General features: G+C 68.2%; 13 protein-coding genes and 1 pseudogene. 9 read left to right on the top strand and 5 right to left on the bottom strand.

What is annotated here, in order from left to right; all coding sequences use genetic code 11:
• Positions 1-23: 23 nt before the first annotated feature.
• Positions 24-1,121 (bottom strand): putative sulfate/molybdate transporter, encoded by a 1,098-nt coding sequence (locus tag C2R22_RS09795; protein WP_103425592.1) that lies wholly within the window; start codon positions 1,119-1,121, stop codon positions 24-26.
• A gap of 117 nt (positions 1,122-1,238) precedes the next feature.
• A complete protein-coding gene (locus C2R22_RS09790; protein ID WP_103425591.1) occupies positions 1,239-2,360 on the bottom strand; it encodes a pyridoxal phosphate-dependent aminotransferase in 1,122 nt (373 codons plus the stop codon).
• Between the two features lie 321 nt (positions 2,361-2,681).
• Between C2R22_RS09790 and C2R22_RS09785 the strand changes: the two genes are divergently transcribed.
• The 5 genes and pseudogenes from C2R22_RS09785 to C2R22_RS09765 all read left to right on the top strand — a co-directional run bounded on the left by C2R22_RS09785 (position 2,682) and on the right by C2R22_RS09765 (position 7,625).
• The gene (locus tag C2R22_RS09785; protein WP_103425590.1) at positions 2,682-3,743 is read left to right on the top strand and encodes an ABC transporter substrate-binding protein; all 1,062 of its coding nucleotides are present in this window, start codon (positions 2,682-2,684) and stop codon (positions 3,741-3,743) included.
• Between the two features lies 1 nt (position 3,744).
• Positions 3,745-4,584, top strand: coding sequence for an ABC transporter permease (locus C2R22_RS09780; protein WP_103425589.1), 840 nt, complete (start codon positions 3,745-3,747; stop codon positions 4,582-4,584).
• Between the two features lie 11 nt (positions 4,585-4,595).
• A pseudogene (locus tag C2R22_RS09775) lies at positions 4,596-5,440 on the top strand (ABC transporter ATP-binding protein).
• 60 nt (positions 5,441-5,500) lie between these two features.
• Complete coding sequence (locus C2R22_RS09770) at positions 5,501-5,878, top strand: hypothetical protein (RefSeq protein ID WP_103425588.1); 378 nt, start codon at positions 5,501-5,503, stop codon at positions 5,876-5,878.
• A gap of 88 nt (positions 5,879-5,966) precedes the next feature.
• Positions 5,967-7,625 carry an acyl-CoA synthetase gene (locus C2R22_RS09765; protein ID WP_103425587.1) on the top strand — a complete coding sequence of 553 codons (1,659 nt, stop codon included), beginning with the start codon at positions 5,967-5,969 and terminating at the stop codon, positions 7,623-7,625.
• Here C2R22_RS09765 and C2R22_RS09760 read toward each other — a convergent pair.
• Positions 7,613-7,807: a hypothetical protein gene (locus C2R22_RS09760; protein ID WP_103425586.1), complete on the bottom strand. Its 195-nt coding sequence runs from the start codon at positions 7,805-7,807 to the stop codon at positions 7,613-7,615. The genes C2R22_RS09765 and C2R22_RS09760 overlap by 13 nt on opposite strands.
• Before the next feature lie 272 nt (positions 7,808-8,079).
• Between C2R22_RS09760 and C2R22_RS09755 the strand changes: the two genes are divergently transcribed.
• The 3 genes from C2R22_RS09755 (at position 8,080) to C2R22_RS09745 (ending at position 13,039) form a co-directional block, all read left to right on the top strand.
• Positions 8,080-9,420, top strand: a complete 1,341-nt coding sequence (locus C2R22_RS09755) for a DEAD/DEAH box helicase family protein (RefSeq protein WP_103425585.1) — start codon at positions 8,080-8,082, stop codon at positions 9,418-9,420.
• Between the two features lie 99 nt (positions 9,421-9,519).
• Entirely contained in the window at positions 9,520-11,376 is a 1,857-nt protein-coding gene (locus C2R22_RS09750) for a hybrid sensor histidine kinase/response regulator (RefSeq protein WP_103425584.1), read from the top strand.
• Between the two features lie 121 nt (positions 11,377-11,497).
• Complete coding sequence (locus C2R22_RS09745) at positions 11,498-13,039, top strand: DUF790 family protein (protein ID WP_103425583.1); 1,542 nt, start codon at positions 11,498-11,500, stop codon at positions 13,037-13,039.
• 23 nt (positions 13,040-13,062) lie between these two features.
• On the opposite strand, the gene C2R22_RS09740 is transcribed toward C2R22_RS09745, so the two are convergent.
• Positions 13,063-13,590 (bottom strand): DUF7122 family protein, encoded by a 528-nt coding sequence (locus C2R22_RS09740; protein ID WP_103425582.1) that lies wholly within the window; start codon positions 13,588-13,590, stop codon positions 13,063-13,065.
• A complete protein-coding gene (locus tag C2R22_RS09735; RefSeq protein WP_103425581.1) occupies positions 13,587-14,504 on the bottom strand; it encodes an RsmB/NOP family class I SAM-dependent RNA methyltransferase in 918 nt (305 codons plus the stop codon). Before C2R22_RS09735 ends, C2R22_RS09740 begins: the two co-directional genes overlap by 4 nt.
• Positions 14,505-14,864: 360 nt before the next feature.
• On the opposite strand from C2R22_RS09735, the gene C2R22_RS09730 reads away from it, so the two are divergent.
• Positions 14,865-15,602, top strand: a complete 738-nt coding sequence (locus tag C2R22_RS09730) for a proteasome assembly chaperone family protein (protein WP_103425580.1) — start codon at positions 14,865-14,867, stop codon at positions 15,600-15,602.
• Positions 15,603-15,632 lie beyond the last annotated feature (30 nt).

The raw sequence follows: 15,632 nt of genomic DNA, 5'->3' as shown, positions 1-15,632 counted from the left end.
ACACGGAAGAGCAGGCCGGCGGTTCAGCCACGCCGCCACCGAAGCAGGTGATAGGCGGCGATGCCACAGACGAACGCGAGGCCGAGGTCGAAGAAGAGCCCACAGAGACCGACGGCGACCACCAGCGGGTAGTCGGTCGCCGCTTCGAGGCTCGTCCGACCGAGTTGGAGGGCCACGAGGACCAAGACGACGCCGAGCATCGAGACCGGATACGCGGCCACGAGTTCGACCGCGAGGACCGCCACGGCGAGGTAGCCGACGCCGAGCAGGAGGTTCGCCCCCGCGGTCCGCGCGCCGAAGGCGTACTTGCCGGCGACGCCGCCGCTCCCGTGGCACATCGGAAGCGCGCCGAGCGGGACGGCGACGAGGTTCATCACGCCCATGCTCGTCGCGAGTTCGTCCGGCGAGACGTCCCGGTCGAAGTAGTCACCGAGGAGGACGGCCGTCGCCAGCGCGGCGTTGCCGAGCGTCATCCCCAGTTGCGCGAGCGTCGCTTCGAGCGCCGGGACCGTCAGGTCGCTCATCCCCACTGGCACCGCCATCCCGACCGACGGGACGGTCGGCGACGGCAGTCCGACGGTGCTCGCCGCGACCATGCCACCGGCGAGCAACACGGCGAGCGCGCTCGTTCGCCAGTACCCCCCGACGACGAGGACGACCGCGATCAGACAGGCGAGACCCGCCAGCGTGGGGTTCGTGACGCTCAGGTCGACACCAGTCCGCACCAGGACGAGCGCGACCCCGAGTTGGATGCCGCGGACGACCGGCGACCCGACGACCCGCCCGAGTCGCGTGAGCGACCCTGTCGCTCCGGCGAGACACAGCACGACGCCGAGTAGTAAGCCGGCGACGAGGAGTTCGCCGGCCGTGATCGACCCGGCGATGACGAGCGCGGCGACTGCCTTCATCGGCTCGACGGAGACGGGAACGCCGTAGTAGAGACCCCAGACGAGCTGGAAGACGCCGAACCAGACGAGCATCGTCGACAGCGACAGGTCGGTGAGGACCGTGACGGCGACGACGACCGGGAGCACCGTAACCGAATCACCTATCGCCCCCGTCGCCTCGTTCCAGGAGAGGTCCACGTCGGAGACCCCTCGAAACGAGACGACTCTCCCCATCGGTAGGTGGGTTATCCCCGACAGATAAAACTCTCACGAGAAATCGAAGCCGGTTCTCCCACAGAACCGAAGAAATCGAATATGGTTACTGTTTCGCGTTGGAGAGCGCGTTCGTCCTCAGGCGACCGCGTCGTACGCCGCCGCCATCCGGTCGAGCGCCTCCTCCAGTTCCTCGACGTTCGTGGCGTAGGAGATGCGGGCGTACCCCGCCCCGTGCGAACCGAACGCCTCGCCGGGCACGAGGATGACGCCGCGCTCGATGCAGGCTTCGACGAAGCCGTCGGGTACCTTCGGCATCGCGTAGAACGCGCCGGTCGGCGTCGGGCACTCGATACCGATCTCCGCGAGCCCATCGAGGAGGAGGTCGCGCCGCCGTTTGAACGAGTCGGTCATCTCGTCGACGAGTTCCTGCGGGCCGGTGAGCGCCGCCTCGGCGGCGTACTGTGCGGGCGCGGAGGCACACGCCTGGACGTACTGGTGGACGCGGACCATCCGCTCGATTCGAGGAGAAGACGCGTGAACCCAGCCGACGCGCCACCCGGTCATCGAGAACAGCTTCGAGGCGGAGTTGACGACGACGACGTTGTCGCTCTCGGCGTACTCGACGGGCGAGACGTGCTCGCCGTCGAAGACGGTGTACTCGTACACCTCGTCGGAGATACAGAGCACGTCGTATGCGTCGGCGATGCGGGCGAACTCGCGGACGTCCGCCTCGCTCGACACGGCACCCGTCGGATTCCCGGGGGAGTTGACGACGAACGCGGCGGTGTCGTCGGTGATGGCCTCCTCCACCCGAGCGGGGTCGATGGTGAGGTCTTCCCTGAGGGGAACGGGAACGGGTTCGCCGTCGGCGAGTTTCGTGAGCGCGTCGTACGAGACGAAGCCGGGGTCGGGGATGATGACCTCCTCGCCGCTGTCGACGTGGGCTTCGAGGGCGATGTGGAGCGCCTCGCTCCCGCCGGCGGTGACGACGATGTCGTCGGGCGAGCGCTCGATACCCTGGTCGCGGGCGTGTTTCTCGGCGATTGCCTCGCGGAGCGACAGCATGCCCTTGTTCTCGGTGTACGCGTCCGCCTCGCCGGCCATGATGGCGTCGGCGGCCGCCCGCCGCGCGTGCTCGGGCGCCGCGAAGTCCGGTTGGCCGAGGCCGAGGTTGATCGCATCTTCGCCCGCGGCCTCGAACACTTCGCGGATGCCGCTGATGGAGATGCGTTCGACCCGGTCTGAGAAGCCTGTCATACTCTCACCCGCACCGCGGAGCGGATAGTTCTTTGCGAAACCGCGCCGTCTACCGACTCGACCGGTTGTGCGTCGCCGCTGGCAGACACCGACAGCCGCCGGGCGCGAACGCCCTCGGCCGCTGACGTGAACCTCGGCGGGTACGCAACGGTCTTGCCGGTTTCTACGACGCGAGGGCACAGGACGATTCTCCGGCAAAGGCCGCTGGAATCGGGGTACAGGGCGTCTCCCACCCTGAGTCGTATGTACCCTTCGAAACGGCTGCACACGACTCTTACCGCCTGCGAGCGGGGCATAAAGGACGCTCTCGTAGTTCGACCCATGTCAGAGCACACGCGCGGTGACGGGTTTGGGACGTCGAGGAGACGGTTCCTCGGTGCGGCCGGAGCGACGGGCGCGGCCGCCCTCGCTGGCTGTGCCGGAGCCGTCACGGGTGGCGGGGGCAGCGGCCTCTCCGAACTCGACGTCGCGTACATGCCCATCTACCCCGACATGCAGTACTTCGTCATGCGGGAGGAGGGGTATTTCGACGAACTCTCCGTCGACGTCTCGGGGAAGCTGTTCTCGGACGGGCCCTCCATCGTGCAGGCCTCGGCGAAGGGCGACTTCGACGTGATGATGTTCGGCATCGTCCCCGCGATGATCGTCATGGACAGGGGAATCCCCTCGAAGATCACCGCGGCGAACATCAGGGACGCGATGCAGATACTCGCGACCGACGAGTTCGCGGAACTGTGGGAAAAGCACGGAACGGAGGCCTTCTCCGTCTTCGAGGAGGAGAAGGGTCGCAAGTTCAAGTTCGGCACCTTCCCGCCGGGGTCGGTGCCCGACATCCTCCTTCGGTACTGGGTCGAGGAGGAACTCGGGCTCGACCCCGAAGAGGACGTCGAGATCACCGCACTCGGCGGTGCTGGACCGGTGCGACAGGCGCTCCTCTCGGAGAAGATCGACGGCACGTCCATCATGGAACCGGTCCCCACCGTCATCGAGGCGAACGACGCGCCCTTCTCGCCCATCGCGTGGGCCGGTGACTTCATGCCGGGCCAGCCCGCGGCGGTGACGCTGATGCACGACCGCCTGCGAGCGGAGAACCGCGAGGTCGCCACGGAGTTCGTCCGCCAGCACCAGCGCGCGACCGACTTCGCGCTGTCGAACCCCGACCGGGCCGCACAGCACGCCTCGACCGTCATCGGCGAGGAGGCGCTCCCGGTGGAGACGGCACAGCAGGCGATGGACTCGCGTGCGTCGGCGTTCATCACGAACCCCCACGAGATCGAATCCGGTGCCGAAATCTTCGCGCGGTACGCCGCCCGTCTCGGCAAGACCGAGTCGGAACTGAGCGTCGAGGACATGTTCGACTACGGCGTCTACGACAGCCTCTGAGATGGCGGTCGAAACCACGAGCGAGGCGGAGTCCGCACCCCTGCTGGAGAGCGTCGACGCGCGGCGGTTCGTCCTCGGTGCCGTCGGGACGGCCGGCTTCCTCCTCGCGTGGCAGGCGGCGGCGCTCGCCATCGGGCGGGCGTACCTCCTCCCCACCCCGCTGGCCGTCGCGAGCGCGTTCCTGAGGGAGTTGACGGCCGCCGAGACGCTGGCGCTCGGCTTCGGCGTCGAACTGCCCGCGACGCGGATGGTCGCGAAACTCGTCCAGAGCCTCTTTCACTACCTCCCGGGCCTCGTCGTCGGGTCGACGCTCGGCATCTCGCTCGGCATCGCGATGGGGTGGAACGAGACGCTCGACGACGCGCTGACGCCGGTCACCCGCGTCCTCAGACCGATCCCGCCGTTGGCGTGGATCGCGTTCGCCATCGTCTGGATCGGCATCAACCACAGCGGCGCGGCGTTCATCGTCGGCATCGGGGCGTTCTGGATCAACTTCTACAACGCCTACTCCGGCGTCGAGGGCGTCCCACGGCACCTGAAGGAGGTCGCCAGTTCGCTCGGTGTCGACTCCGACCTGGGGATGGTTCGGAAGGTCGTCGTCCCGGCGGCGTCGCCGTCGATCATGACCGGTATCCGGACGAGCATCGGGCAGTGCTGGATGATCGTCGTCGCCGCCGAACTGTTCGGCGCGCCGGGCGTCGGTTTCCAGATCATCAACGCGGCGCAGAACCTCCAGATGGACGTCTCCGTGGCGTACATGCTCGTCATCAGCGTCGTCTTCCTCGCGAGCGACGGGCTCTTCCGACGCGTGGAACGGAGGGTTCTCGAATGGCGCGCCTAGATGGGGACTCGATGAGCGACACGGACGTGGACGCGAGCGCGGACGCGGATGCGGAGGCCGGTGGGGGCTCGAACGCGGCGACGACGCGTGACGGCGGCGGCCCGTCGGGCGAGCGCGAGAAGGTCGTCGTCGACGGCCTGGGGAAACGGTACGACTCCGACCGCCAGACCGTCCAGGCGCTTTCCGGAGTAGAGTTCTCGGTCGGCACCGGCGAGTTCGTCTGCATCGTCGGCCCCTCGGGCTGTGGAAAGACCACGCTCTTCCGACTCATCGCCGGACTCGAAGAGCCGACCGCGGGGGAGGTCCGCCTCGATGGCGAGCGGGTCACCGGGCCCGGGACCGACAGGGGAATGGTGTTCCAGGAGTACGGCCTCTTCCCGTGGCGCACCGTGAGAGCGAACGTCGCGTTCGGCCTCGAAGAGCAGGGTGTCGAGGGCAAAGAGCGCGAGCGGCGGGTCGCGGAGATGATCGACCTCGTCGGCCTCTCGGGCTTCGCCGACGCCTACCCCAAGGAGCTCTCCGGGGGATGAAACAGCGCGTCGGCATCGCGCGGGCGCTCGCGGTCGACCCCGAACTCCTCCTGATGGACGAACCGTTCGGGAGCGTCGACGCACAGACGCGCGACATGCTCCACGAGGCGTTGCTGGAGGTGTGGGCCGAAACCCGGAAAACGGTGCTGTTCGTCACCCACGACGTCGAGGAGGCGGTAACGCTCGCGGACCGCGTCGTCGTGATGGAGGCGAACCCCGGCCGCGTCCGCGACGTCGTCTCGGTCGACCTCGCTCGTCCCAGACACCGGACCGACGCCGCCTTCGCCGAGTACGTCGAGCGCATCCGCGGACTCATCGGGGACTGACCCCATCTCTCGGACCGCCCGACACCCTAGTGTTATGTGGTAACACGCCTGGGGTAGTGTATGGCGGACACGAAGCGCGGACGAGAGGAGCAGGCGCGAAACGAGGCACGCCGCCAGCGGGAGCGGGAGATAGAGCAGGCCCGACAGCGCCGAGACGAACCCGAGCCCGAACCGCCGAGCGAGGGGGACGCCGAAGCGGCTGAGGGGGCCGCCGAGGTTCCCCAGCGCTGTCACCGGCGCGGCTGTGACGAACCCGCGGCGTTCCTCGTCCTCGAACGGTACCTCGAAGACACCGGGCACGGTCCGGTCGAGGCGACGGCCGCCCTGTGCCCGGAACACACCGCCGAGGAGGGGCCGACCCGTCTCGACGACGCCTTCGCGGGCTACGTCTTCCGGGTCGAGCCGTTGCCGGACACGGCGGAGACGGCCGAGACGTGAACCGGGTCGGCGTGTCACTGTCCGGACGCGCGGGGGACAGACGTGACGCCGAAACAACAATACTCCGGGGCCGAGAACTACGCGCGGGATGTCCACACAGCACAACCTCTCGGACTACGAGGACGTCTACGAGTCGTTCGAGTGGGGCGACGTGTACGCGGCGGCGGACTGGGACGCGCCCGAACGACTGAACATCGCCCACGAGACGGTCGACCGCCACGCGACCGACCGCTCGCGGGTGGCGCTGTACTACGCCGGGACCGACGGCGAGCGGGAGACGCTCACCTACTGGGAACTCTCGGAGCGGTCGAACCGGGTGGCGAACGTCCTCGACGACCTGGTCGAGCGGGGCGACCGCGTCTTCTCGTACATGCCGCGGATTCCCGAACACTACGTGGCGATGGTCGGGGCGTTAAAACGCGGGGCCGTGTGGGGGAGCGCGAACGAGCGGTTCGGCCCCGACGGCATCTCGTACCGCCTGAACGACTGCGACGCGAAGGTGGTGTTCACCACCGCCGAAAACCGCGAGACGGTCGCCCGGGCGCTCGAAGACGTACCTTCGGTCGAACACGTGGTCGTCGTCAGCGACGACGGGACCGGTCTCAGACGGGGCGACGTCAGTTACCACGCCGCCGTCGAGGACGCGTCTCGGGAGTACGACGTCGCGGAGACCGGCGGCGAGGACGACGCGCTCCTGTACTACACCAGCGGGACGACCGGCCTGGCGAAGGGGGTCCTCCACAAGCACCGCTGGGTGGCCGGCGTCGCCGCGACGCAGAAGTACAGCGTCGACCTCCAGGAGGGGGACCTCTACTGGAGCACGGGCGACCTGGGGTGGCTCACCGGCCCCATCAACACCCTCGGGGCGTGGTTCTGGGGGGCGACGCTCTTCACCTACGAGGGCGAGTTCGACCCCGAGACGTGGGCCTCACTGCTCGACGAGTACCCGATCACGGTGTTCTTCTCGGTGCCGACGGTGTTCCGGATGCTCCGCGCGAACGAGGAAGTCCTGAAGGGCGCGTCGCTCGACCTCCGCCACGCGCTCTCCATCGGCGAACCGCTCAGCGCGGGCGTCGTCGAGTGGGGCCGCGAGCGACTCGGCGTGACCGTCCTCGACACCTACGGGCAGACCGAGACGGGCAACATGGTCATCAACAACTACCCCGCGATGGAGGTCCGTCCCGGAAGCATGGGTAAGCCGCTCCCGGGCGTGACCGCCGACGTGGTCGACCCCGAGACGGGCGAACCGCTCGACGCGGGCGAGACGGGCGTCATCGCCGAGCGCGGCGACTTCCCGTGTTTCTTCGCGGAGTACTGGGAGAAGCCCGAGCAGACCGCGGAGTGTTTCGTCAACGACTGGTATCTCTCGGGCGACCTGGGGTACAGAGACGAGGACGGCTACTTCTGGTTCGAGGGACGCGCCGACGACGTCATCATCTCCTCCGGCTATCGCATCGGTCCGTTCGAGGTCGAGAGCGCGCTCGGCGAACACCCCGCCGTCGCCGAGTCGGCTGTCGTCCCCAAACCGGACGAGGAGCGCGGGAACATCGTGAAGGCGTACGTGGTGCTCACGGAGGGACACGAGCCGAGCGAGGACCTGAAGGCGGACATCCAGGCGCGGGTCAAAGAGGACCTGGCGGCCCACGAGTACCCCCGGGAGATAGAGTTCGTCGACGACCTCCCGAAGACCGTGACGGGGAAGATCCGTCGGACGGAACTCCGTGAGAGAGACGACTACTCCTCGTAGGTGTCTCGGAGTTCGGCGACGTGGTCGCCGAGACGCGAGAGCGCGGCGTCGGGGTCGAGGTAGCCCTCGTTGTACTCGTAGTATATCTGTTCGGCGGCGTCGATGAACTCCCTGACCGCCTCGGGCGGTTCGTCCGAGGGTTGGTCGTCTCCTGGTGTGTCGTCTTCGAGTTCGTCGGTCATACCCTCACTCTCGACGGCCGTCGTGTTGGTCCTTTCCTTCTATAGCTATGGGTGTGGTGTGGTCCGTTTCGGTCGTTGTCATCGGAGTTGGTGTCCGCGGCTATGTGTGAACGGAACGATGTGAGTGCACGGGCGCAGTCTCGTTCCGTACCGCTCGTCCCGTTCGTTCGCCCACCACCACGCAGCTACCGAACACCACTTCGTTCGGCAGCGACGATGCTCTCGTTCGACAGCGACGACGCTTTTAGGTCTCCCCCGACTACCCTCGCGCAGTGACCACGCTCTCGTTCGAGAACGGGACGATTCGCGTCGACGACCCGCCCGCCGGTCTCTCGCTCCCGTTCCTCGAAACAGACCCCCGCTCGGGAACCGGACGCGCCCCCGCGTTCCGCTACAGCGCGCTGAGGGACGTCCTCGACAGCCGAGACGACGCTTACGACGACCGCGTCGGCTCGTGGCCCGCTCTCTCGCTCTCGACGACGTACGACCTCCGCGAGTACCAGCGCGACGCCCTCGACGCCTGGCAGCGAGCGAACAGGCGAGGCGTCGTCGAACTCCCGACCGGTGCGGGCAAGACTGTCGTCGCCATCGCCGCGATGGTCTCTTTGGATCGACCGACGCTCGTCGTCGTCCCGACTATCGACCTCCTAGAGCAGTGGCGGCGCGAACTCGAAGCCGAGTTCGACGTCGAGGTCGGGCAGTTCGGCGGCGGCGAGCAACGTCAGGAAAGCGTCACGGTCTCGACGTACGACTCGGCGTACCTCCGCGCCGACGACGTCGGCGACCAGTTCGGCCTCGTCGTCTTCGACGAGGTCCACCACCTCGGAGGGGAGGGCTACCAGGACATCGCCCGCCTCCTCGCCGCCCCCGCCCGCCTCGGACTCACGGCGACGTTCGAGCGACCCGACGGCGCTCACCGAGCGATCGAAGAACTCGTCGGCCCGCGCGTCTACGCGCTCGACGTCGACGACCTCGCCGGCGAGCACCTGGCCGACTACGACATCAAACGAATCGAGGTCGCTCTCTCGGACGAGGAGCGTCGCCGGTACGACGCGGCGCAGGAGACGTTCGTCGACTACCTTCGAACTTCGAACCTCGACATGCGCTCGGGCGCGGACTACCAGAAACTGGTGATGCGGTCGGGGAACGACCCCCGCGCCCGCGAGGCGCTCCTGGCGAAGCAGCGCGCCCGCCGGGTGATGATGAACGCCGACGCGAAGGTGGACTCGCTCGCGTCCATCCTCGACCGCCACCGCGACGACCGCGTCATCGTCTTCACCGCCCACACCGACCTGGTCTACCGCCTCTCCGAGCGCTTTCTCCTCCCGGCGGTCACGAACGAGACCGGGGCCGCGGAGCGCCGGCAGATACTGGAGCGGTTCCGGGAGGGCACCTACTCGCGGGTGGTGACCGCGAACGTCCTCGACGAGGGGGTCGACGTCCCCGACGCGAACGTCGCCGTCGTCCTCTCGGGGTCGGGTTCGGAACGGGAGTTCACCCAGCGACTCGGACGAATACTCCGCCCCAAATCCGACGGCCGACGGGCGCTCCTGTACGAGGTCGTCACCGAGGAGACGACGGAGGAGAACGTCGCCGCACGACGGCGGGGGTAGCCCGCGGGAGACGGGAGTCGCCGGTGCTCCCCGTGTCACGTGGCAACAGCTATACCCGTCGTCGGTGAGAGGGACGTATCGACCGATGGAGGGCTGAGTATGCGACCGGACCGTATCCGCGTGCTTCACGTGGACGACGAGCGGGCGTTCGTGGAGATGGCGTCCGAGTTTCTCACCCGGGAGGGCGAGTCGTTCGATGTCGTCACGACCACCAGCGCCGAGCGGGGACTCGCACTCGTCGACGACCCCGAGGAGAGAATCGACTGCGTCGTCTCCGACTACGACATGCCCGACTGGACCGGCCTCGACTTTCTCGACGCGGTCCGAAAGCGACACCCCGAACTCCCGTTCATCCTGTTTACGGCGAAGGGGAGCGAGGAAATCGCGAGCCAGGCCATCTCCGCCGGCGTGACCGACTACCTCCAGAAACGAGGGAACGGGGAGCAGTACACCATCCTCGCGAACCGGATCGAGAACGCCGTTCACCGCTACGAGAGCGACCGGGAGTTGGCCCGCTACGAGCGAATCGTCGAGACCATCGACGAGGGCGTGTACGTCCTCGACGACGACCTGCGGTTCGTCTTCGTCAACCGGGCGATGGCCGACCTGACGGGGCGGTCGCGCGAGGAACTCGTCGGGTCGACGCTGTCGCGCGTCGTCGACACCGAGACGACGGCCGCGGGCCGGGAGGCTCGGGAGGCGCTCGTCACCGGCAGCGACACGGTCGGGACCGTCGAGGCGCCGCTCCGTCGAGTCGATGACGGCCCGATTCACTGTGAGTTCCGGTTCTCCGTCTTTCCGAGCGAGGCCGGGGTCCACACGGTCGGGACCGTCCGCGACGTCACGGACCGGAAGGCGTACCAGCTGAAGTTGGAGACGGTTCGCGACCGGATGGAGTTCGCGCTCGACGCCACCGACTCGGTCATCTACGAGGTCGACATCGCGACCGGGCGGCAGACGAGACACGGTCCGTTCGCACGGTTGTACGGCTTCCCGTCGAGCGAGGTGCCGACGACCGAGTCGTTCTACGAACGGGCGATCCATCCCGACGACCGCGACGACATCGTCCACGCGCGGGAGACGTTTCGGACCACGCCGGACGACCGCGTCGAATACGAGTACCGGACGCACCCCGACGCCGGCCCGGTCCGCTGGATTCGTTCCGAGGCGTACGTCCACGCGGGTCCGAACGGCGACCCGCAGAAGCTCGTCGGGTTGGCGACCGACATCACGCGCCTGAAGCGGCGCGAACACGAACTCGAACGCCGGAACGAACGACTCGACGAGTTCGTCAGCGTCGCCTCTCACGACATCCGCAACCCGCTGAGCGTGGCAGTGGGTGCGCTCGAACTGGCGCGCGAGGAGTGTGACAGCGACCGACTCGACACCGTCGCGGACGCGCACGACCGGATGCAGACGCTGGTCGAAGACCTCCTGCGACTGGCGCGCGAGCAGACGGCCGACGTCGAGGCCGAACCCGTCGCGCTCGCCGACCTCACCGAGCGGTGCTGGCGAGACATCGAGACCGACGGGTGTGCGCTCGCAGTCGAGACCGACCGGGTCGTCCTGGCGGACGAGACCCGCGTGCGCCACCTGCTGGAGAACCTCGTGACGAACGCCGTCGAACACGGCCGTGAGCACGGACAGGGACACGGACACGACCCTGCGGCGCGTCAGTCGGCGTCCGACCGCAGCGTCTTCGACGGGGACGTTATCCACGTCACCGTCGGCGACCTCACAGACGGCTTCTACGTCGAGGACGACGGCCCCGGAATCCCTCCCACGGAGCGCGACCGGGTGTTCGAGCGCGGATACTCGACCGCCGACCGGGGGACCGGCCTCGGGCTGAGCATCGTCGCCGACATCGCCGAGGCGCACGGGTGGGACGTCGCCGTCACCGACGGAAGCGACGACGGAGTGCGGTTCGAGATAACCGGCGTCGAGTCGGTCGAGTGACCGTGTCACGGCGCTGACGGGGCGTCGGCTCACGTCGGTCGTGACTGGTCGTCGGTAACCGCTCCATCGCACCCGAACGCGGTCCCACGCCCTTTTGTCACTCAGCCACCTCTCACGACGCGTGCTCACGAAGGACCTCCTCCGCGTCTCCCGACGAGGTGGCGGCTACCGCCCGGAGTTCGTCGACCGGGAGGAGCGCCCGCTCGCCGCGCGCGTGCTCGGCGTCTACCGCGACCACGTCGGCGAAACACGTACGACGCTGGAGACAGCCCTCGAAGGGGTAGAACGGGAGGTCGAGGACTTCAAACTCGTCCGCGGCTTCGCGGCTCTCCTCGACAGGGAGGCGACGTTCGAGACGCGCTCGGCGCTGCCCCCCGAGCGCGCGCGCCGAGCGGCGTTCGAGGCGAGCGAGGCCGTCGGCGTCGCGAGCGAGGAGGAGCGACAGCGCGCGCTCGCGCGGGCCGCCGATTCGCTCGGGTCGACGGTCGGAGCGGTCGAAGCGTCGTTGTACGCCGACCGCGAGGTGAACCAGGTGCTGACCCGGTTCGACTCCCCGTGGGACCCCGACGACCTCCTCGACCGGTACAACCTCTCGCTCGCACAGACCGCGCTGTTCGACGCGACCGAAGTACGGGTCAGGTCGTCGGACCCGCGGGCGCTCGTCTCGGCGGTCAAGCGCCTCCGACTGATGTACGAGATCAGACGAGTCGACGGCGAGCGGGAAGTCGTCGTCACCGGCCCCGACGCGCTCTTCCGTCGGACCCGGCGGTACGGGACGGCGTTCGCCCGCCTGCTCCGAACGCTGGTGAAGGCACCCGAGTGGCGACTCGACGCGACCATCGACGACCGCGGCACCGAGCGGACGCTCTCGCTGTCCGATTCCGACCTCACGCTCCCCGCCGACGAACCACTCGCCGAACCGACGTTCGACAGCGGCGTCGAAGCCGACTTCGCCGCGCGCTTTCGGGGTCTGGAACTCGACTGGGAGGTCACGAGAGAGCCGGAGGCGCTGGCGACCGGGAATCGGGTGATGATCCCGGACTTCGCGTTCGACTACCGGCCCGCAGGGTCGGCCGAGGCGACCGAGTTCGATTCGAACCCGGAGGGGTTCCGCGTTTACTTCGAGATCATGGGATTCTGGACGCCCGACTACGTCGAGAAGAAGCTCACACAGCTAGCGGAGGTCGAGGACGTCGAACTCCTCGTCGCGGTCGACGAGTCGCTCGGCGTCGGCGAGGAGGTCACGGCGCGTGACCACCGTGTCGTTCCGTACTCCGGCCACGTCCGGGTGAAGGACGTCGTCGACGTGCTCCGCGAGTACGAGCAGGAACTGGTGGCGGCGGCCGCAGCGTCGCTCCCCGCGGAACTGGTTCCCGAGGACGACGTGGTGTCGCTCGCGGCGCTCGCAGAGAACCGAGGAGTGAGCGAAGAGGCGCTCTCGTCTGTGACGTTCCCCGACCACGAGCGCGTGGGTCGGACGCTCGTCCGTCCCGCGGTGCTCGACCGCGTACGGGAGGACGTCGAGGCGGGGATGTCGCTCGCCGACGCGGAGGCCGTACTCGGCGGCGTGGGGCTCGAAGACACGAGCGCGACCCTCTCGCGACTGGGGTACCGCGTCGAGTGGGAGGGGCTGAGCGGCGGCGTGCTTCGAAAGAAGGAGTGAGGGGATGCGGAGTCCGCGTCGGGCTACTCCGGCAGGTCCTCCTGCGTGCCCTTCGGAACGACCGACCGGAGTTCGCCGTGGAGGTACAGCCCCACGCCGAGCGGGGCGCGCTCCCCGGCGACTTCCCGGGTGGCGATGAGATAGCCCCAGTCGCCGTCCCAGTCGAGTTCCTGGTCGTCGCCGGCGGCAAAGCGCGCCGCTTCTGTGGGTCGGAGGTCGACGACGTTCTTCGTTGCCCGGTGACCAAACCGCTGAGCCGCGACCGTCGTCGGCTTCCAGTGTTCCTGGCGCGTCCGGAGGAACGTCATGCCGAGTCCTTCGACGTCGGTCGTCGACGGCGACTCGCCCGCGAACACCCAGAGCTTTCCGGCACCCTTCTCCCAGAAGGAGAACTCGTCGAACGTCTCCGGGGAGACGCCGAATCGGTCGTCCCACCAGTCGAGCACCTCCTCGCGGGACGCCCGTCCGGGAACGACGCGGTCGGCGGGCGTCTCGGGGAGGCGGTCGAACCGCTGACCGTCGTTCTCTCTGTCCGCCCCGTTCTCGCTCATCCGGTCACCTCCAGTTTCGCACAGAAGAAGCCGCCCGTGTCGTTCTGGTGGGGGTAGACTCGGTGTGCCTTCTCGACCGACGGGTGGAACTCCTCGCCCTCCCACTCGGTGACGCCCGGCGACGTCTCCAGCCCCACCTCGTATTCGACGAGTCGGCACGGTTCCTCGCCGAGGACGTGGTCGAGGACGGCCTCGTTCTCCTCCGGCGCGAACGTGCAGGTGGAGTAGACGACCGTGCCCCCTTCGCGCGTGGCCTGCACCGCGCGCTTGAGGATTCCCTTTTGAATTCCGGCGACCTGCCGGACGTGGTCGAGCGTCCAGTCCTCTAGTGCCGTGGGGTTCTTCCGACACGTCCCCTCGCAGGAGCAGGGCGCGTCGACGATAGCGCGGTCGAACGCCTCGAACGCCAGGGGCTTGAGCGAGAAGTTCCGCGCGTCCTGGTTCGTGACGACGAGGTTCGTCACGCCCAGGCGTTCGGCGTTGTGTCTGAGGGCTGAGAGCCGCCCGAGGTTGTTGTCGTTGCCGACGAGCGTTCCCCTGTCCTGCATGAGCGCGGCGAGTTGCGTCGTCTTCGAACCCGGGGCGGCGCAGGCGTCCCACACCCGTTCGCCGGGCTGGGGGTCGAGCACCGTCGCCGGGAGCGCGGAGACGACCTCCTGGCCGTGGACCCATCCGAGGAAGTACGGCCAGGTCCGCCCGGCCTTCCCCTCCAGCGTGAGGAGGTCGGGGTTCCAGTCCGTCGGGGTGTAGGGGACGCCCTCCTCGTCGAAGGCGGTGCACACCCGCTCGCGGTCGGCTTTGATGGTGTTGACCCGGACGGCGTAGGGGAGCGGCCGCTCGCAGGCCGCGCGAAACGCCTCGCGGTCGTCGACGAGCGGTTCGTATCTGTCCAGAGGGTTCTGGGTCTCTGTCACGAGAGGGACCTCCCGCGTCGAGAGACGAGTGCGGGTCGAACGGGCGGAGTCATACGCCGGCTTCGACGGGTGCGCGTTTGTGGGTTTCGGAGTGAGGAGCCAGCGGAGGAGCGGCCGACGAACGTGTTCGGCGTGTGGTGACTCGTCTCGGTTTGGGAGCGGTTCACGGGACCGTCGGGAGACTCAGCGACGAGACAGCGAGCGCGCGACACACGCGGGAGTCCTGCGTTCACCGACTCCCCCGACGACCCCAGAGAGACGTGTTCACCGGCTCCCTCGCCGACGACCACCGATACACTCGCCGCGCGTCTCTCACCCGTCGCCCGTAGCGTTATCCGCCTCCCCCGTTTACACCTACTCATGGCACACGTCGACGTCCTCGCGTCCGTCGAACTCGACGCGCCGGCGATGGTCGAAGGGCTGCCCGGGGTCGGACTCGTCGGGAAGATTGCGGCCGACCACCTCGTCGAGGAACTGGGGATGGTCCACTACGCGAACGTCCACTGCGAGACGCTCCCGAAGGTCGCCGTCTACCAGCAAGGGGATGCAACGCTCCACCCGCCCGTCCGACTGTACGCCGACCCCGGGACGAACCTGCTCGTCCTCCAGAGCGACGTTCCCATCTCGCCGGCGGCGGCCCAGGAGTTCGCCGACTGTATCGGCGACTGGTTCGATGACGACCGGGTGTTCCCGATCTACCTCTCGGGCATCGGTCGGGAGAAGTCCGAGACGGTACCGGCGATGTACGGCGTCGGCGTCGGCGACGGCATCGAACGGCTCGACGCGGTTGGTATCGAGACGCCCTCCGAGACGGGACTCGTCTCGGGACCGACGGGTGCGCTGTTGAACGACGCGGTCGAACACGGCCGGGACGCCGTCGGACTCGTCGTGGAGTCTGACCCGCGCTTCCCCGACCCGGCGGCCGCGCAGGTCCTCATCAGGGACGGCATCGAGCCGCTGGCGGACGTCGACGTCGAGACGGACAGCCTCGTCGAACGGGCCGAGGAGATCAGAGCGGCGAAGGAACGACTCGCGAAGCGGATGCAGGACGCGGGCGAGGAGAGCAGTCAGGCGCGGCCGCTCGGGATGTACCAGTAAGGAGGGGAGCCCGCGGTGAGAACTGTCGGG

This window comes from Salinigranum rubrum (genome assembly GCF_002906575.1).
In the GTDB taxonomy this organism is placed as follows: Archaea; Halobacteriota; Halobacteria; order Halobacteriales; family Haloferacaceae; genus Salinigranum; species Salinigranum rubrum.
Note: the sequence above shows the minus strand (reverse complement) of the source record. Positions and strands in the feature narration are given on the sequence as shown.